Raw genomic sequence first — 19,272 nt, forward strand, 5'->3', positions numbered from 1 at the left:
CTCATCCACTCATCGACCCGTTCACTCCTTTCGTCTGGTAGCCAGCGCAACACTTCCGCAATATAAGGGGTAGCTCTTGTCTCTATTGAGGCAAATGAACGCTCTGCATTAATAAGTTGGGCTTCGCCGTGTTGTAGCTGTAGACGATCGCCTGGCAAATGACTGTATCCCGTGGGAATTGATATCGTGAAACAGGTTCCCTGACCCACCACGCTATTGACCCGAATGCTGCCGCCCTGCAATTTCACCAACTCCTGCACTAAGGACAAGCCAATTCCTGACCCTTCATAGCTCCGTCCTGTTGCCCCCTTGACCCGATGGAATCGCTGAAAGATATGAGGCAGTTCTTCAGGGGGAATGCCCGTACCTGTATCTCGCACTTCTAGAATGACATGACTCGGCGTTTGAAGCATTCTCCTCTCTTCCCATCGTAGACTGGCGACAATTTCACCCTCAAAGGTGAACTTGAAGGCGTTAGAGAGCAAGTTGAGGACAATCTTTTCCCACATTTCGCGATCGACATACACAAGCTGAGGCAGCGGGGAGCAGTCTACCCGTAACCGTAAACCTGCACGCTCGATCGCAGAGCGGAATACCCCTGCCAAATCGGTTGTTAACATCGCCAGGTCTGTTGGCTCGTATACTGCTTCAATCCGCCCTGCCTCAATTCGCGCGAAATCTAGCAGTGTATTGACCAGTTTCAGCAAGCGTTGGGCGTTACGATGGGCAACCTGGAGTTGGTGTTTTAGAGTCGGTGAGTAGGCGGGTAGGTAAGGCGATGGAGTCTCATCTATCCTCCCACTCCCCTGCTCCTCTAAACTCGCCAACGCATCTTCCAAAGGGCCGAGCATGAGTGTCAGGGGTGTGCGAAATTCATGACTGACATTACTGAAGAAAACGGTTTTAGCGCGGTCTAGCTCCGCCAATGCTTCTGCCCGTTTCCGTTCTGCTTCGTAAGCCTCCGCATTGGCAATACTGGCTGAGATTTGCCCTGCAACCAAATCGATGAATCCTCGATAATTGCCGTCAAACAGCCTGAACGGATTTAACCCAACCACCAGAATGCCTGCTTTTCCTGTCTGACCTGATGCAGCAATGGGTATGGAAACTGCTTGATGCGGCATTTGCTGCCAGACACCCGTGGGTAAGTTGTCAAACAATGCTTCCAAGTCCGTAATCAAGCAGGCTTTTTGGGTTCTGACAACGTCTGCAAGCTGCCAAACCGAATCAGCGTCAAACGCAACGGCTTGAGGAACGGCAAAGTGGTCTCGATCGATACTAGATGTCCCTGCCAGAACAATCTGTTGTTGCTCCGGCTCGATGAGATAAGTCATCGCAAAGGGAAGATCGTAAGGATTGGTTTCCAGGCAGCTTGCACTTAGAGTGCAAACTTCATCGAAAGTACGAGCATCTGCCGTTCTGGCTGCCAGTTCTTGCAACAGCGCTAACTGACGCTCACCGACAATGCGCTGGGTATCGTCCGTACAGGCGCAAAAAATACCGCCTGTGCCGCCATCATCAGGGATGGGGCTGTAGGAGAACGTCACATAGGTTTCCTCTAGATAGCCTTTCCGCAACATGATGAATAACGACGCTTCGTCAAACGTTCCCTCATTTTTGCGGATCGCCGATTCTATCCGAGGTTCAAGTTGATCCCAAAGCTCAGGCCAGACGCGGGAAGCGGGAAGCCCCAGGGCTGCCGGATGTTTGTTTTGAAGGAAAGAACTGTAAGCGTCATTATAGAGGTTAATCAAGTCTTCGCCCCACCAGATAAACATCGGTTGGCGCGATGTCAGCACAATGCGAAGAGCCGTCTTTAAGCTTTGTGACCAATGCTCAGGTAAGCCTAACGAGGTTTGCGACCAGTCAGCGTTACCTTCAGTACACGCGAAGCGTGTTCGCATCAGCGCACCCATTTCACCGCCGCCTGCAAACAGTTGGTCTAACACAGCCTGTTCATTGGTCATGACATGGCTCCTCTTCTAAATACAGCCGTTCTCAGTTCACTTGTTTTCTCCTTAGGGTCTGCTCTTTCCAACGGTGAATGAATCAGATAGTTGTCCCAGTCGTTTCAAAATTCGCTGAATCAAATCGGCTTCTACAATTGGCTTCAAGACATAATCATCTGCTCCTACGGCTAATGCCTGATGTAGGGTACTAGCATCGGAATGCGCGGAAAGGAACAACACAGGTAACTGGCTCCAGTGCGGATCGCTCTTGACGACCTGGCATAGTTCAATACCATTGAATCCTGGCATCGAAACATCCAGCAGCAGTAGATCCGGGCAGGTCACTTCCAGGAACTGCCAGAACAGAGTTGGGTCTGCTAAAGTCGTTACTTGAAACCCTCTCGGTTCCAGGTTGGCTTGCAGCCGTGTTAATAAGACTGAATCGTCATCCACAATCAGCAGTTTAGCAGCGATCGCCTCGATCGGATTGAGCAGCTGAGTGACGACCTGGAACACTTCAGAGGGCATCGCGGGTTTTTGCAAAAAGGCATTTGCTCCCAGACGAGCCACTTCCACGCGCTTGCTCAAATCACCCTGCCCGCTCAGCACCACTACCGGAATCGTCGGGAACTGACGCTTAAGCTGTGCCAGTAGGGTTAACCCGCTTTCCGTGGTGTTAGAAGAGGTAAGATCCAGCACGATCGCATTCGGCATACGGGATTGCAGCCGCTCACGGGCACCGATCAGGTCGCTAGCCGTTTCCAGATGAACAGCCCAGTTAGGAGCCTCTGCCTGCATTGACTCAAGCATGGTTGGGTCGTCGTCGATCATAAGGACTATAGAGGACGCGGCGAGTACTTCTCGATTCCCCGTATCCCCGTACCCCCGTGGCGACCTGTCCTCTTCTATCTCCGTGTCTCCGTGTCCCCGTGTCCCCGCGCCTTCGCTACTTGGCACAGCAAATATAGGCGATCGCTGGGTAATGCACCGGAGTTGCTGAAGCAGCGTTTCGAGTTGAACCGCTGACTCGGATTGCAACACAGCCGTTGAGGCGTTTAGAACACGTTCGATCTGACGGGCAAGCTCTGCTGCGTGTGGAATGCCAAATGCTCCCAAAGAGCCGATGAGCCGATGAGCAATAGTTTGGGCATGCTGCCGCAGGTTGGGGTCGAGAGAGTTTGTTGTAAGGTGGGCGATCGCCTGCTCCAGCGTTTCGAGTTGTTCCTGCAATCGCTCCTGAAACCCTTGCCACATCTGTTGAATCGTTGCTACTGCTGCGGTATAGTCAGCATCCATACCGCTAGTACTATCAGATTGGGAATGGTCAGACTGGGAATGAAGAGTGCCATTCCCTTCTTTTCTCATCTCTTCATCGTCCTGCCGTTCCTCAGGCAATGATCTCAATCGATATCCCAAACCATATAGGGTTTCGATCGGATTAGACGTTAGCCCTGCCATTTGGAGCTTTCGCCGTAAGCCACGAATCTGGGTGGTGACTGCCTCTTCGCCCGGGTATTCATCCATCGACCAAATGCGATCGAGCAGCGTTTGTCGATCAAAAACTCGAAGTGGGTGCCGTAAGAATAACTCCAACAGTTTGTATTCCTTAGGCGTGAGGTGCAGAGGTTTACTCTGGTAAGTTACCTGACAATGATTTGGGTCAAGCTGCAACTCGCCCCAGCAGAGTTCCTCCGTTAACTCAGTGTCGCCTCGTCGTAGCAACGCACGAATTCGGGCAAGTAGCTCCGATCGCTCGTAGGGTTTGGTGACATAATCATCGGCCCCTGCCTCAAAGCCTGCCACACGGTCTGCCGGATCATCCTTCGCGGTCAGTAGCAAAATGGGGACACGCTGATTCTGCGTTCTCAGTTGCCGACAGAAGCTAATGCCATCCAATCCTGGCAGCATTACATCCAGCACAATCAGGTCATACTGGCTCGTCTCCACTAATTCCAGTGCTGATTTGGCATTATGAGCTGCATCGATCGTAAACAGTTGGGCTGACAAAAAGCTGACTAGGGCGGCTACCGTGTCTCGATCGTCTTCAATAATCAGAAGTCTCATACATAGAACCTTGGAGATTGCATCTTGCAAATCCCTAAGCTGAAGGAATACGCCAGGTTAGAGACTTCAGAGGTAACTGGGGCACATTTCATATTATCTGGTTGCTATCAATTCCTCATCCTCCCAAAGGCTCAAAATATGTAAGTTTTATGAATAATTTCATTAGCAAATCACTATAATTTCCTCAGAAAGCCCTCAGATTCTCTTTCTAAGGTGTAGAAGCATCCAGATTTAAGCAGTGTGAAATTATTTCAGCCACTCATCCAGCTACTGGGTGAATGCTAAGTAACAAGATCCTTGTTTTTTAGATGTAACAAACAACTTCTTTAGATAACTTCTTTAGATGTAACAAATAACTATTTGAACTCTCACAGATAACCTCTGTTCCGTCCGCACCAACGGAGGCATGTGTATGTCCGGCATGGGCGTGAACTTATGGGGTTCCCCTGTGGTGGAACCAGCGTCCAAAGTTTTGTAAAGCCGACCTCAGACGCTATCAGGCTGCTATGTGGAGTGGAGTGTGGATTTCGTAATTTGGCTGCGTTTTCCTGTCCTTACCTACTTTACTTGGGCTGCTACGATCTGAACAGAAGATTTAAGAGTGGGAGGTAGAAGCATGAGTTTGGTGATTTTAGACGGCATTCTCTGGATTAGCTGGTCGGACTCCTTACTGGCGACATTTGCTCCCATAGCAGAGGCTTTGACCGAACTACAGACTCTGAAAGTTTTTTTTTAAGTTGTACCAGTTTGCTGTTGTGTGGGTTAATTTGGCGCGGTGTTCGGCAACTTCAACAAAAACATCAGTTGCTTCAAAATATCATTAACTCTACAAGTGATGCCATTTTTGTGAAGGATCTCCAGGGTCGTTATGTAGTGGTGAACAAAATGGCTGCTCAATTGTTAGGGGTTCATCCTACGATGGGTATTTTAGGGAAAGTTGTTGAACAATTTCTATCTCCTGAAGAGACTCAACGGATTCGTTCACTTGAACAAACCATTTTGCAGACAGGACAATCGGAGGAGGTTGAAGAATTACTGACTATCAATGGAGAAGCACGGTGGTTTTCGACGACTAAAAGCTTGTGTTTGGACGAGCGATCACGACCTGTGGGAATCGTGGGGATTGCCAGGGACATCACACAACGCAAGCAAGCAGAGGCAGAACGGCGGCGATCAGAACAGCTATGCATTGAGTTGAAGCTCTTGGAGAATATCCTTGAAACCATCTTGGCGGGCTATTGGGACTGGGACATTCTCGGTAAGCGGATGTATTATAGCCCCACCTGGAAGCGGATGCTTGGCTATGACGATCACGAGTTACCAGATATCCCAGAAACCTGGCAACAACTCATTTTTGCAGAAGATTTGCCCCGCGTAATGGACTGCTTTGATCAACATATCCAAAGCCGAGGACAAATTCCTCTTTCTAACGAGGTGAGGTACCAACACAAAAACGGTTCTACTATTTGGGTAATTTGTTCGGGGCGTGTAATTGAGTGGGATGAGAATGGTAATCCACTCCGAATCATGGGTTGTCACATTGACATTACTCAATGTAAGCAAGTAGAAGAAGCTCTACGGGAGAACGAGCGCCGCTTCAAAGCAGTCTTCAACCAGCAATTCCAGTTCATGGCAATCCTGAAACCAGACGGGACGGTGATTGAAGTCAACAATACTTGCTTAAGAGTGACAGGCGTTTCTGCTGAACAGGTGCTGGGCGTTCGGTTCTGGGAAACGCCCTGGTTTAATCAGATACCCTCAATGCAAGAACGGTTGCAGCAAGGCATTGCTGAGGTTGCCAGCGGCAGCGGCCCGGTTAGGGGAGAAGTCGAGTATTCGATGGCAGACGGGACGACGCAATTTGCCACTTATGCCATTACAGGACTCAAGGATGATAGAGATCAGGTAGTAGAGATCATTGTTGAAGGAGAAGGGGTAGACTTCACGCAGCGTAAACAAGCGGAAGAACAACTGCGACAGACCAATGAGCAGTTAGCACAGGTCAACGCTGAACTCGCTCGTGCAACCCAACTGAAAGATGAATTTCTGGCAAACATGAGCCATGAGTTGCGGACTCCTCTTACCTCAATCCTGGGTATGTCAGATATGCTCAAGCAAGAGATCTATGGGTCGCTAAATGAAAAACAGCACCAATACCTTGAGGTAATTTCCCAAAGTGGAAAACATTTGCTGATGCTGATCAATGACATTCTCGATCTGGCAAAAATTGAGTCTGGCAAGATGGAATTACAGATTCTACCCACTTCGATCGAGGCACTGTGCAATTCCAGTTTGAACTTTATCAAGCAAGTTGCTTATCAAAAAGCAATCAAACTGGAAACTCGTATTCGCACCAACATTGGTCAGATTGATGTGGATGAACTACGAATGCAGCAAGCATTGATCAATCTGCTAAGCAATGCCATCAAATTTACACCGGAAAAAGGACAGGTTGTTTTAGAGGTGAGCCGCGAATTTTCTACAGATAGGCTTCACCAACATACTCAACAACTCATTCGATTTAGCGTCATTGATACAGGCATTGGGATTGCTCCAGAACATCTGCCAAAACTATTTCAATCCTTTGTACAAATTGACAGCAGTCTTAATCGTAAATACGGCGGTACGGGTTTAGGTTTAGCGTTGGTCAAACAAATTGCTGAGTTACATCAAGGAACTGTTAGTGTCGTCAGTACGGTTGGTCAAGGAAGCCGATTTACCATTACGCTGCCAAGTCAAAATTGCTCTGACTTCACACAGATACAAGCTATGCAACTGGAACGAACGTTGCCATTAGAACAGCCCTTACAACTTCAGGATTCCACGGTTACTGGTTTATTGCCAGTCCAACCTCTGATTCTGTTAGCAGAAGATAACCCAGCAAATATTGACACATTCTCAGCCTATCTCACCAGTTGTGGTTTTCGTTTAATTGTCGCAACAAATGGGCAGGAAGCAATCAATTTAGCCCAACAACAGCCCGACCTGATTTTAATGGACATTCAAATGCCGGGAATGGATGGTTTGGAAGCGATCCGTCAGATTCGAGCCGATCGCACCCTGACGAATGTGCCAATCATTGCGGTGACAGCTTTAGCTATGGCAGGCGATCGCGACAAATGTTTGGCAGCAGGTGCAACAGAGTACCTTGCCAAACCCGTCTCTCTCAAACAGCTTAAGACGATGATTCAACAGTTACTTCTTGAGGGGGGGACAAAATACCCTGAAATAGATATATGGCAAGTAGTGTAGCAATTTATGGTAAAAGAAAAAGAGTATTAATTCGCAATAAGTTCTATTTAATGATAATATTACCAGAATTCTACGAAACAAACCTCAAGCGAGAATTGGGACGTGCAGAATATTTATTACTAAAAATCCTGATAAATCTATTACAATCGATAAAAAGTGTCAGCATAGAAGCAGTAGCAACTGCTTTACCTATACCAATACTTTTTGAAAGTAGAAGAAAGAAAATCCAGCGATTTTTATCTTTAAATTATATAAATGTTGAAGAAATTTGGTTCCCAATTCTTAAAAGCTGGTTAGAGATATATTTTCCCTATAGAAATAGAACCGAAAACTTTGCTACAATTAAGAGATTTAGGTTTAGCACCTGGACTTTCTTTCTTTTATCAAGGTATTAAATATACAAAAAGTACAGGATTTATTAGCTTTAATCTTGCTGCTAAGATTAAGTCCTAATAAGCGTAAGTACTACCAGTAAGGAGAGAGGGCTATGAGGCTTATTCTATCTGTATCCTAGCCCTTTTTGTAGCCCCGCAAGAGTTGGGAGTCAAAGTTCCTCACCACTATTGCGTGTTACGTTTGAGTTGGAGATTTAGACCCCAACTCAAACTTTGATAACTGATAACTGCTTTAAACTCTTGCCCTATGGTCAAGAAGACTACGAGAAGCTAATGAGAGCATGATCATCCAAAGGCCCGTCAACAAAAAATTAATCCCTACAAATACTCCCAATACCCAAACTGTGCTGACAGGCCATTGAGCTAGAATCAAAATCCCTAGAATAATAGCCATGATACCGCTAAATAGTACCCAACCCCAGTTTGGATCTCGACGCATTTGAAATGCTGCAATCACCTCCAATACACCCTCAATAAAAATGATCAATCCAAAAGCTAAAGTGAGAGAGAGCGCAGCGTCAAAGATGTTGCTAATCAACAAAATTCCACCAATTACGTATAGAACACCAACTACTAGTGTTGTCCAGAAGCCTCGTTTGTGACGTGATTGAAATGCATGAACAATTCGGACGATGCCAGCAATAATTAAAGTCCAGGAGAATACGATTGTGATGGCAATAGTGGCAATAAATGGTTCTGCGATCGCTGCAATTCCCAGCAGAATCATCAAAACGCCTAAGACAATTGCCAATGCTGAATTTGTTCTGGTTTCTCTAAAATCTTCAGGAGTCATAGCTTTTCCCAAAATGTTTTGATATGTTGTTAAATCTTGAAAGAGAGACGCGATTAACCCAAGTCTTTCCAAGAGTTATCTCTCCCTTATGCTCCTCTGCCCTCTCTAGGCGTTGACCAGTTCAGGTGATAAGCGCTTCAACACCAGTCGTTCATGTTCCACATAGACGTAGATTGTGTCGCCTTCGTGGAACTCGCCGCGTAGAATCGCTTTGGCAATCGGAGTTTCTAGTTCTCGCTGAATCGCCCGCTTCAGGGGACGAGCACCGTAAACTGGGTCATAACCGACCTGAACAATCCAATCGAGAGCCTCGTCGGAGATTTTGAGCGAGAGTTTACGCTCGCGCAGTCGCTCCTCTAAACGCTGCACTTGTAGTTTGACAATTTCGCGCAACTCGTCCTTCCGCAAGCTATGGAAGATAATGATTTCATCAATGCGGTTGAGGAATTCGGGGCGGAAACTTTCTCGCACTGCTTCCATGACGCGATCGCGCATTTGTTCGTACTTGCTATCGTCTCCTGCCACATCCAAAATGTATATTGAACCAATATTGCTGGTCATAATCGCGATCGTATTTTTAAAATCTACTGTGCGTCCCTGAGAATCAGTTAGGCGACCATCATCCAGGATTTGCAGCAGGACGTTGAATACATCAGGATGAGCTTTCTCAATTTCGTCAAACAGAATTACAGAATAAGGTCGGCGGCGAATTGCTTCGGTGAGTTGTCCGCCTTCTTCATAGCCCACGTAACCTGGAGGCGCACCGATGAGACGGGCAACAGTGTGTTTCTCCATGTATTCGGACATATCGATCCGCACCAGTGCATCTTCGGTATCAAACAAATATTGGGCTAAAGCTTTTGCCAGTTCTGTTTTTCCCACCCCGGTCGGGCCTAAGAAAATAAAGCTAGCAATGGGACGATTCGGGTCTGCCAACCCAGCACGGGAACGTTGAATTGCATCGGCAACAGCTCTTACGGCTTCGTCCTGACCCATCACACGTTGATGGAGCTCTTCTTCCAGATGCAAGAGTTTTTGCATTTCCGATTCAGCCAGTCTGCTCATCGGAATACCCGTCCACTTGGAGATAATTTCGTCAATGTCAGCTTCGGTGACTTCTTCGCGCAACAGAGATTTACCGCTAGTCTGGATTTGAGCTAGTCGCGCTTCGGCTTCTTCTAGTTGTCGTTGCAGCTCAGTGAGTTTGCTGTATTTCAGTTCTGCTGCCCGGTTGAGGTCGTAATCGCGTTCGGCTTGCTGAATTTCTACATTGACACGCTCAATCTCTTGTCTAATTTGGCGAATGCGATCGATAATTTGCTTCTCTGCCTGCCATTGAGCATTGAGGGCATCTTGGCCTTCTTTTAACTCTGCAAGTTCTCTCTCCAGCCTTTCTAACCGCTCTCTAGAAGCACTGTCTGTTTCTTTTTGCAGTGACAGCCGCTCCATTTCCAGTTGCAGAATTTTGCGATCGATTTCGTCTAATTCTTCTGGTTTGGAAGTAATTTCCATTTTTAGTTTAGCCGCAGCTTCATCCACCAAATCAATCGCTTTGTCGGGTAGGAAGCGATCGCTAATATATCTCACTGACAGAGTAGCTGCCGCAACTAACGCACTATCAGAAATCTTCACGCCGTGGTGTAACTCGTAGCGCTCTTTCAAACCGCGCAGAATTGAGATGGTATCTTCCACACTGGGCTGATCGACATACACCTGCTGAAAACGACGTTCCAAAGCCGCATCTTTTTCAATGTACTTGCGGTATTCATCTAGCGTGGTGGCACCAATACAGCGCAGTTCGCCGCGAGCCAGCATTGGCTTGAGCAAGTTGCTAGCATCCATCGATCCTTGCGTTGCACCCGCACCCACTACAGTGTGAATTTCGTCAATGAACAAGACGATTTGTCCCTGTGCTTCTTGAATTTCTTTTAAGACAGCTTTCAGGCGTTCTTCAAATTCTCCCCGGTATTTGGCTCCAGCAATTAACGCACCCATGTCTAAAGCGATTAGTTTGCGATCGCGCAATGATTCCGGGACATCACCACTGACAATGCGCTGCGCTAATCCTTCTACAATTGCCGTTTTACCGACACCGGGTTCACCAATCAGCACGGGGTTATTTTTAGTCCGACGAGAAAGGATTTGAATCGTGCGACGAATTTCTTCATCTCGTCCAATCACTGGGTCGAGTAAGCCCTCATGGGCCAATTGGGTTAAATCGCGTCCGTATTTTTCTAGCGCTTCATATTTAACTTCCGGGTTTTGATCTGTCACTTTTTGACTCCCTCGAATCTGTTGAATGATGTTGCGGAGTTTTGTTTCATCCAGTCCAAATTCTTGAAACAACCCTTTACCAAAGCGATCGTCTTTGGCAAAGGCAAGTATTAAATGTTCAATAGAAATATATTCATCACCAAACTCTTTGCGGTATTGTTCGGCGCGATCGAGCAGCGTCTCTAAACTGTGTCCGATATATACCGAACCACTGCTAGCCCCTGATACTTTGGGCTGACGGTTGATAAAGTCGATAGTGCGCTCATGTAGTTTTTGAACATTTATCTCGGCTTTGTTGAAAATAGAACTGGCGAGTCCTTCCTGTTCCAGTAGCGCTGGCATCAAATGTTCGCTCTCAATCTGCTGATGCTGAAACTGCTTGGCAATTTCGGGAGTCCGAACAAGGGCTTCCCAGGCTTTTTCGGTAAATTGCGCGGGATTAGTTGGTTGCATAATCGTGCCCCTTCGCTGAGAAATAAATTATTTTGTTAACGCTCTTAATTACGAATTAACGAATTACGAATTTGTAATTCAGCACGATAGGCGCGCAGTTGCGCCTTGAGTTGGGCAATTTCAGTTGCCATATCTAGCACCATTGCTGCTCCGACCCAATTCAAGTTCAGATCGCGGCGCAACCTTTGAATCTGCACAACGCGAAAGAGATCCTGTCGACGTAGCATGATTCCTACAGGTTCAATTAATCCCAGGCGAGCAAATCGTTCTAGCAATAAATCCGAGGTTTGGGTGAGGTAGGCGGCTTGCTCGAAACTATAGAGGCGATCGCCTGTTTCTGACCACACCACGCAAGACAAACTCAGGTTAGAACTCATAACCGCACCTCCGTTAAGCCCTGACGCGGATTAAAACTACTGACCTGCAGCAATTTTTCATAGCACTCTCTTTCTTGGGGACTCAAATCTTTGGGTGTCACAATTTTTAACCGCACGATCAAAGCGGTACGATTACCTTTTGGATTGCGCCAGCCCTTGTTACGTAGCCGGAGTGCTTGGCCGGAATCCACACCGGCCGGAATCGTCATCGTTACCTTGCCATCGGGCGTAGGCACATCTATTTGTGCGCCAAGTACAGCTTCCTCTGGGCTGACAGGTACTTCGCAAGCAAGATTGTCGCCCTCAAATTTGAAGAAAGGATGGGGCAATACTTCAATTGTCAGATACAAATCGCCGCGTTGCTGACTAAAAGGACTCATCTGTCCTTTGCCTTTGACCCGAATGCGGCTTCCCGGTTTCGCACCTGGCGGAATACGAACAGTGATGGTTTCCCCATCAATTTGTAGCCGCTTCTGTGTACCGTGAAACGCTTCAGAAAAAGTGAGAGTGATCGCCGCTTCTGTATCCTGTGCGGGAACATCAGTGAAGCGGCCGAAAGGGTCTTCTCCATAGCCAAAGTCGGCGTATTCCCGGAATCCTTCTGGTCTTCTTGTCGTGCGATAATTCGCTGTGCGCTGCCTTGTACGACCGCCACTGCGACCTAACCCTCCCAGCAATTCATCAATGAAGTCATCAAAGTTGTCATACTGGCTAAAGTCATAACCTTGTGTACCCGTCCCTCTGGGTGGAGGTGCACCTGTTGCTGCCTGTTGCCAGTACTGACCATACTGGTCATACTTCTGGCGTTTTTCCGGGTCGGACAGCACTTCATTCGCTTCGTTAATTTCTTTGAACCGCGCTTCCGCTTGCTTATCGTTAGGATTTAAGTCCGGGTGATATTTCCGTGCCAATTTTCGGTAGGCTTTTTTGATATCCTCCGGAGTGGCGTTCTTACTAACACCCAGAATTTCGTAATAATCTTTGAAATCGGTTGCTGCAACCATCAGCACCTCTTGAGATTAACGCGATGGGACGGGTGGGCAGAGGGGCAGGGGGAGATAAAACTCCTCACTCCTCACTTCTGGCTTCTGCCCTATTTGAGGAATCACCTGGTTTAACGACTTCGGATACTCGGTTGAAGAAACTAGAGAATTGTTCTTGAAGCTTGGCAAATGCACCTGCTGTGTTCTCACGTGCCTTAACTTGCTGCTCTAGATTTTTAATTGCTTTGTCAAATGCTGCATACTCGCGATCGCCTCTGGCATATCCTAGTTCTTGAGCTAACTTGAGTTGGGTACGAGCATCTTCTAGCAACCTCTGTGCTGCGTCGCGATCTTTCTCTGCTAAAGTAACCGCAGTCACTAGATCGGTATGGGCTTTGACTAGCGGCAGGGGTCGAGCTTGTTCTGTCACCACTAAAGTTGAGAGCGCAAGTTGCAGCACGCCTTTGGCTTCATCAATTTTGCCTTCGTTCAACAACCGAGCTGCCTGCTTAGTAGCATCTGGATACCTCTCTAAAGGCAGATTGACGATTGCTGTGCGAATCTCACTCATCAGGTTATTCAACAGTTCGCGAGCCGCCGGAAAATCTTCTGCATTTACAGCAGACTTAACTTGTTTGCGAATTCGCTCAACCAAATTAAAATCCTGAGGGGCAAAATCGACGGTCGCTACCTGAGCCACCACCGGAATTAGAGCTAGTTTAGGGTATTGTGCTACTAGAATGTCAATTTTTCCAGTTGCTCGTTCTAGGGCAGCAATTGCTTCTTGAGTCTTTCCCCGCTCAATCGCAGCGATCGCTTTTTTAGTTTCTTCAATTGCGGCGATCGCTTCTCGATCCAGTTTACTTTCAGCCTCAGCTGTTGCCTGTTGCCTCTCCTTTTCAATCTCCTGCTGAAGACTAGTATCAAGCTGATTCAATCTTTCAGGAGATACCGCAGCAGAGCTAACTGCATGAACGGGAGCGATGAATAAAAGCGTGGAGAAAAGAATACCCACTAACAGGACTTGCAGCCTTCTAAAGAATCTGTGATATTGGTTCACGATCGTTCTCCTGCTTTGTAAACCTTGCATGTGTTTTGCAAGTTGCCACTGTTGATCAGGGTTGCAGCATGGCTAACCCTCACCTTGATAGGTTTAAACCCAATCAAGCATTAGCTGTTTGCTGACTTTCATGAGATGGTCTGTTGACTCTGGACACCCGGTTGAAGAAACTAGAGAACTTTTCCCGGAGTTTGGCAAATGGACTTTCTGTTTTCTCCTTTGCCCTGATTTGCCGCTCAATGTCTCTGATTGCCCGGTCAAGTTCTTTGTACTCGGGATCGCGTCTAGCATAGCCCAGTTCTCTCGCCAGCTTGAGTTGGGTGCGAGCATCTTCCAGCAACCGCAGTACTTGGTCCCGATTTTGCTGGTCCTGATTCTGTTGATCCTGTCCTTGAGGGGCTAAAGCTATTGCAGCAGCTAGTTCAGTAAGGGCATTAATCAGTGGAATGGGTCGAGCTTGTTCTGTCACCACCAGAGTTGAGAGTGCCAGTTGCATTACCGCTCTGGCTTCATCGGTTCTCCCTTGATGCAACAATCGGGCGGCCTCCTTCATGGCATCAGGATACGTCTCAAGTGGCAGATTGACGGTTGATGTGCGAATCTCGCTCACTAGGTTGTGCAACAGTGCACGCCCAGTCGGAAAATCTTCCTCATTCACAGCCCTCTTAGCTTCATCGCGAATTGGCTCAATCAAATCAAAATCCCGAGGGGCAAGATCGATAATGGTTATCTGAGTTGACACAGGAACCAGAGCCAGTTCAGGGTAGCGTGCCAGAAGAATATCAAGTTTTCCAGTTGCCCGTTCCAGAGCTTGAATGCTGTCCTGAGTGTTTTCCTGATCTAGGGCGTTGATTGCATTGCGAGTTTCTTCGATCGCGGCGATTGCGTCCTGATCTAGGGAACTTTGAGCCTCATTCGTTGCCTTTTGCCTCTCCTGTTCAATCTCCTGCTGAGATTGAGGATTAGGCTGATTCAATGTTGTAGAGTTCATAATCTTCTCCTTGTTTGTTAATTTGTTTTGGGTTTGGAATAGGTGTTTTTTTCATCGCGATCAAACAATGTTTATGCGCCGCTACGATACACTGGCTTTTTCGGCGGCAGCGTGTATAGTAATGTCAATTCCACGCATAACACCAATCCGGCGATACCGTTCCACAACGACAGCACAAGCGCTAAGAAGTACAACACGCTAGTTAATATGTATGTGCGGCTGAGGTAAGCGATGAATTGACTGTCGAGATTTCTGTTCAGTAATCGATGATTGCGGCTGGCATAGAGCCAGATGAGCACCCATGTCAACACTGATAAGAACAATACCAACGCATACAAGACGGTTGCGGTTTGCAGCTGCTGTGCGTCAGTAATGTGTCTAGCCAGAACCGCCGTTGGAAACGGCAGAAACGAAATACACATCAGAAACAAGACGTTGAACAGCTTAAATACTTGATCGCTCCGTTCGTAGAGTTGGAAGACGTAGTGATGATTTGCCCAGAAAATTCCAATTACCACGAAGCTGAAAATGTAGGCGAAGTAGGACGGCCACAATACGAATAATGCTGAGGCAAGACTTAGTGTGTTGGTTGTTCCCTCCGTAGAGTTCAACTCTGGCACGCGAATTTCCAGTATCAGCAGCGTGATGGCAATGGCAAACACGGCATCGCTAAACGCTTCAATCCGTTGGGTGTCCGACTCCGTTGATGCTCGTGATTTCTGCATAGTTGACTTGATTCTGTGTTCCACCATACCTTTGTGCCTGCTTCGATGATCGTAGAGGCAGCCGTTCTGACGGTCAGGCTTAGGGCGAGATCGTGATCCAGTTTTCCACCGAGGTGATTCCTGGTGCCGACCACGCTGCCCGCTCCGCCTCTTGCTTCTCAGCCCAGGAGCGCACCGCTCCCCTCAGGATGACCTTGCTCCCCTCCACCTCGACTGTGATCCGCAGCGCGGAGACCGACGCGCTGCGCACCAGCGCCTGCTCAATTTTCTGCTTGAGTTCCGACGACGATACGCGGGACTTGATGGTGAGCAAGTTGGCCACCCCCTTGACGCCTTTCAGTCGGCGGACAACCCGCTCGGCATCGTGCTTCTGGTACTCCCACTCGACCACACCCGTGAGTTTGACCCAGCCCTTGGAGACCGTGACATCGAGATTATCGATGGACACGCCGGCATCCCACTCCAGCGCATGAATGGCGGCTGCGGCAATGTCGGCGTCAGGGCGCTCGTCAGAGACCAGCAGCCGAACCTCAATTTCGTTGGCCACAGCCAGTACACCACGGACGCGGTGGGCAGCTTCTTCGGCAGCCCCGCGCTTGTAAAAGGAATCGACCCAGCCTGTGAGCGTAACAACACCGTCTTTGACGGCCACGCCGATTTCGGTAGACTGGACGCGGGAATCCCACTTCAACTCATTCAGCACATCCTTTTGGATTTCCTCGTCAGTTCGGGTTGCGGTTGCAGTTGTCATGGTTGTTTCTCCTTTGAGCTACTCTTATGGTTTAAAACTGCTAAACTTCATTTCAAAGGCTCTAACACCTGCTTCTGCCACAGGATGATCCTGCTCTATGCAGCTTTCTTGGTGCTGTTGTGCGGGTCGATGATGAACTTTTTCGGTGCCCCTTGGTCGAATGTCCGGTACGCCTCTAGTGCTTGGTCGAGCGAGATGAACTCGATGTTTGTGACCTCGCTCAGGTAGTCCATCCGGCCCCCGAGGATGGCCTGCATCAGGAGTCGGTGATATCAGTTCATGATGGTTCTCCTAGTTTTTTAAGTTGTTTTGTGACTGGAATAAGTCCCTTGTTCGTCGCGATCGCAACTCTGGAAATTTACGATATGACTTTAGACTTAGAATAAGTGCCTTTTTCGTCGCGATCGAACATCTGTTTGACCCGATCCCAAGCTTTCGCCAAGGCATTATCTTTTCCATTGGCTTCTCTGAACGACCGATTGTAGGTATCAACAAAAGTTTTTTGCGCGTCGTCCGACAGATTTGCTCTAATTTCTGGTGAAATCTGCTCATCATCTGCCAGTTCACCTTTTGGTTGACGGGGAATTTTCATGTCAGTGATAGCGACTTCTTCCGCACCCCCACTTTCTAACAGTGAGACAACTTCGTCTGCTTGTTCTTGTGGCACTTCCGCGACCAGTAAAAACTCACCTGTTTTCAGGCGTGTTTCGTAAACAGCAGCTTTGTCCTCCGGCATTCCCATTGCCATTAAGGCAGATCCAATGCCTGCTCCCAAGGAACCATATAAAGCACCGCCTGCCGCTCCTAATAATGCTGCTCCCAAAGGGCCTGCTGCTACTACGGTTCCTAAAAAGGGAATGAACAACACACCCACACCCGTAAGTAAAGCCAAGATAGAACCAAACAGCGATCCAAAAATCGCTCCGGTGGCGAGTCCATCCAAGATCACATCTTGTTTAGTCACAAATCCGGAGATACGAGTTTCGGTGTGGAAGTCGCGACCAATAATCGAAATGTTATCTTTGGGAACGCTGCGATCGATTAGACGCTCAACCACTTCTTGCATCTTCTTCTCATCTTTGAAGCTAGCAGAGACACTTTTGAGGACGGTTTTTTCAGATGTATAAGTCATAAAATTACTCCAAGTTAAAAGACTAGATAAGCATCACGAAATGTGGCGCAGATTTAAGGACGCGGGGACAGGAAGAGATGTATTTGATATTTCACTGCGTCACCCAGAGGGTGACGCACGCAGGCTCGCTAAAGCAATTCCTTTAACTCTGAGAACCAGAGCAACGGACTGCTCGCTGCGTCTTGTTACCTTTGTTCCACAAAGTCTGCATCTATGACATCTTCACCGCCGCCTTGACGGTCTGTAGAAGTACCATCGTTTGAACCATCGTTTGGAGATGCACCTGCTTGTGAGTAGACCGCAGTGCCGATTTGCATCAGGGCTTGTTGAATTTCATTGGTGAGAGACTTCATGCGATCGATGTTGTTCTGCTCAATTGCCTGACGCAAGTCTCGAATTAAGCCTTCCACGCGGGACTTGTCTGCTGCTGGCACTTTGTCGCCCAAATCCTGAAGCTGTTTCTCGGCTTGATAGGCAACAGAATCTGCCATGTTTTTGGTATCGATTTGTTCGCGCCGCCTGCGGTCTTCTTCGGCATTGCGCTCGGCTTCTTTCACCATCCGTTCTACTTCAGATTTGTTCAGGGTAGACGCACCTGTGATGCTAATGGACTGTTCTTTCCCTGTGGCTTTTTCTCTGGCAGTTGCTGACAGAATCCCGCTAGCATCAAGGTCAAAAGTAACTTCGATCTGTGGCATACCTCTGGGAGCTGGAGGAATCCCATCTAGTCGGAAGGTTCCCAGGCTCTTGTTGTCGGATGCCATTTCGCGTTCACCTTGCAGAACATGGATTTCTACGTTTGTTTGTGCGTCAGCCGCCGTTGAGAACACCTCAGACTTCTTCACTGGGACAGTGGTATTGCGCGGAATAATCTTGGTCGTCACACCGCCTAGAGTTTCAACACCCAGCGACAACGGCGTGACATCTAGGAGCAGTACGTCTTTTACCTCACCCCCAAGCACACCAGCCTGAATCGCCGCACCCACTGCTACGACTTCATCCGGGTTGACACCCTGGTGTGGGTCTTTGCCTATTATCTGCCGTACCAGTTGCTGGACAGCCGGCATCCGAGTTGCACCACCCACTAGGATTACTTCGTCAATGTTTGCGGGACTCAGTTTAGCATCGCCCAGGGCTTGTTCGACAGGAATGCGGCAGCGATCGAACAAGTCGGCGCACATTTGCTCGAACTGTACCCGCGTTAAGGTCATATCTAGATGTTTCGGACCTTCCGGGGTTGCAGTAATAAAAGGTAAGTTAATGCTCGTCTGTGTTGCGCCTGACAGTTCAATTTTGGCTTTTTCTGCGACTTCGGTGAGGCGTTGCAGGGCTTGTTTGTCTTTACGGAGGTCGATGCCTTCGTTACGCTGGAATTCGGTTGCTAGCCAGTCTACGATTCTCTTATCAAAGTCATCACCGCCCAAGTGGGTGTCGCCACTGGTGGCTTTCACTTCAAACACACCATCACCCACTTCTAGGATAGACACGTCAAACGTTCCACCACCTAAGTCAAAGACTAGGATGGTTTCATTGGTTTTCTTGTCAAGTCCGTAGGCGAGGGCAGCCGCCGTTGGCTCGTTGATAATTCGCAGAACTTCAATCCCGGCAATTCTACCAGCATCTTTGGTCGCCTGCCGTTGAGAGTCATTGAAATAGGCAGGGGTGGTAATTACCGCTTGCCTCACTGGTTCCCCCAGATATGTGCTGGCATCATCTATCAGCTTGCGGACTACCTCAGCCGAGATTTCTTCGGGTGAAAATTCCTTGTTCAGAGCGGGACAGTTTAGCTTGACGTTGCCATTACTGTCACGTGCCACTTTGTAAGTAACTTGTTTTGCCTCTTGGGTGACTTCATCATACCTGCGCCCGATGAACCGCTTAACGGAATAAAAGGTGTTTTCTGGGTTCATTACACCCTGTCGCCTGGCAATTTGCCCGACAAGTTTGGTTCTTCCGTACTTACTGTGCTAAATTATTAGGGAAGTGTTAAGCATCAAAGAGATGAAGAATAGATTACTGACTAAGTTGCTAAACCTACCAGGAGTTATAGTAGAAGAAAGTCAAGAAACAGAA

14 protein-coding genes and 1 pseudogene are annotated in these 19,272 nt (G+C 48.0%); 2 read left to right on the forward strand and 13 right to left on the reverse strand.

The window, feature by feature from the left end; genetic code table 11:
* A partial coding sequence (locus tag IQ264_RS24615) for a GAF domain-containing sensor histidine kinase (protein ID WP_265583113.1) occupies positions 1 to 1,967 on the reverse strand: 1,967 nt, incomplete at its 3' end.
* Positions 1,968 to 2,018: 51 nt separating this feature from the next.
* Entirely contained in the window at positions 2,019 to 4,013 is a 1,995-nt protein-coding gene (locus IQ264_RS24620) for a response regulator (RefSeq protein ID WP_193983826.1), read from the reverse strand.
* A gap of 804 nt (positions 4,014 to 4,817) precedes the next feature.
* Between IQ264_RS24620 and IQ264_RS24625 the strand changes: the two genes are divergently transcribed.
* A complete protein-coding gene (locus IQ264_RS24625) occupies positions 4,818 to 7,265 on the forward strand; it encodes a PAS domain S-box protein (RefSeq protein WP_228061790.1) in 2,448 nt (815 codons plus the stop codon).
* A 56-nt stretch (positions 7,266 to 7,321) separates the two neighbouring features.
* Positions 7,322 to 7,570, forward strand: a pseudogene (locus IQ264_RS33930) (IS4 family transposase); the annotation flags it as partial.
* 322 nt (positions 7,571 to 7,892) lie between these two features.
* On the opposite strand, the gene IQ264_RS24635 reads toward IQ264_RS33930, so the two are convergent.
* From IQ264_RS24635 to dnaK, 11 genes are all read right to left on the reverse strand, one after another.
* Entirely contained in the window at positions 7,893 to 8,453 is a 561-nt protein-coding gene (locus IQ264_RS24635; RefSeq protein WP_193983832.1) for an HdeD family acid-resistance protein, read from the reverse strand.
* Between the two features lie 105 nt (positions 8,454 to 8,558).
* The gene (clpB, locus tag IQ264_RS24640) at positions 8,559 to 11,180 is read right to left on the reverse strand and encodes an ATP-dependent chaperone ClpB (RefSeq protein WP_193983834.1); all 2,622 of its coding nucleotides are present in this window, start codon (positions 11,178 to 11,180) and stop codon (positions 8,559 to 8,561) included.
* A gap of 44 nt (positions 11,181 to 11,224) precedes the next feature.
* On the reverse strand, positions 11,225 to 11,557 hold the full coding sequence (locus IQ264_RS24645) for a chaperone modulator CbpM (protein WP_193983837.1): 333 nt from the start codon (positions 11,555 to 11,557) through the stop codon (positions 11,225 to 11,227).
* Positions 11,554 to 12,561, reverse strand: coding sequence for a DnaJ C-terminal domain-containing protein (locus IQ264_RS24650; protein WP_193983839.1), 1,008 nt, complete (start codon positions 12,559 to 12,561; stop codon positions 11,554 to 11,556). The genes IQ264_RS24645 and IQ264_RS24650 overlap by 4 nt, the downstream gene beginning before the upstream one ends.
* 64 nt (positions 12,562 to 12,625) lie before the next feature.
* Positions 12,626 to 13,600: a YfdX family protein gene (locus IQ264_RS24655; protein WP_193983841.1), complete on the reverse strand. Its 975-nt coding sequence runs from the start codon at positions 13,598 to 13,600 to the stop codon at positions 12,626 to 12,628.
* 103 nt (positions 13,601 to 13,703) lie between these two features.
* Positions 13,704 to 14,591 (reverse strand): YfdX family protein, encoded by an 888-nt coding sequence (locus IQ264_RS24660; RefSeq protein ID WP_193983843.1) that lies wholly within the window; start codon positions 14,589 to 14,591, stop codon positions 13,704 to 13,706.
* Positions 14,592 to 14,662: 71 nt separating this feature from the next.
* Entirely contained in the window at positions 14,663 to 15,316 is a 654-nt protein-coding gene (locus IQ264_RS24665) for a TMEM175 family protein (protein ID WP_228061788.1), read from the reverse strand.
* Between the two features lie 79 nt (positions 15,317 to 15,395).
* Positions 15,396 to 16,067 carry a BON domain-containing protein gene (locus IQ264_RS24670; RefSeq protein WP_193983848.1) on the reverse strand — a complete coding sequence of 224 codons (672 nt, stop codon included), beginning with the start codon at positions 16,065 to 16,067 and terminating at the stop codon, positions 15,396 to 15,398.
* A gap of 95 nt (positions 16,068 to 16,162) precedes the next feature.
* Positions 16,163 to 16,324 carry a hypothetical protein gene (locus IQ264_RS24675; RefSeq protein WP_228061789.1) on the reverse strand — a complete coding sequence of 54 codons (162 nt, stop codon included), beginning with the start codon at positions 16,322 to 16,324 and terminating at the stop codon, positions 16,163 to 16,165.
* A 101-nt stretch (positions 16,325 to 16,425) separates the two neighbouring features.
* Positions 16,426 to 17,199: a ChaB family protein gene (locus IQ264_RS24680; RefSeq protein WP_193983851.1), complete on the reverse strand. Its 774-nt coding sequence runs from the start codon at positions 17,197 to 17,199 to the stop codon at positions 16,426 to 16,428.
* A 185-nt stretch (positions 17,200 to 17,384) separates the two neighbouring features.
* Positions 17,385 to 19,109, reverse strand: coding sequence for a molecular chaperone DnaK (dnaK, locus tag IQ264_RS24685; RefSeq protein ID WP_413470368.1), 1,725 nt, complete (start codon positions 19,107 to 19,109; stop codon positions 17,385 to 17,387).
* Between the last annotated feature and the right edge of the window lie 163 nt (positions 19,110 to 19,272).

Source organism: [Phormidium] sp. LEGE 05292, from assembly GCF_015207735.1.
In the GTDB taxonomy this organism is placed as follows: Bacteria; Cyanobacteriota; Cyanobacteriia; order Cyanobacteriales; family Aerosakkonemataceae; genus Floridanema.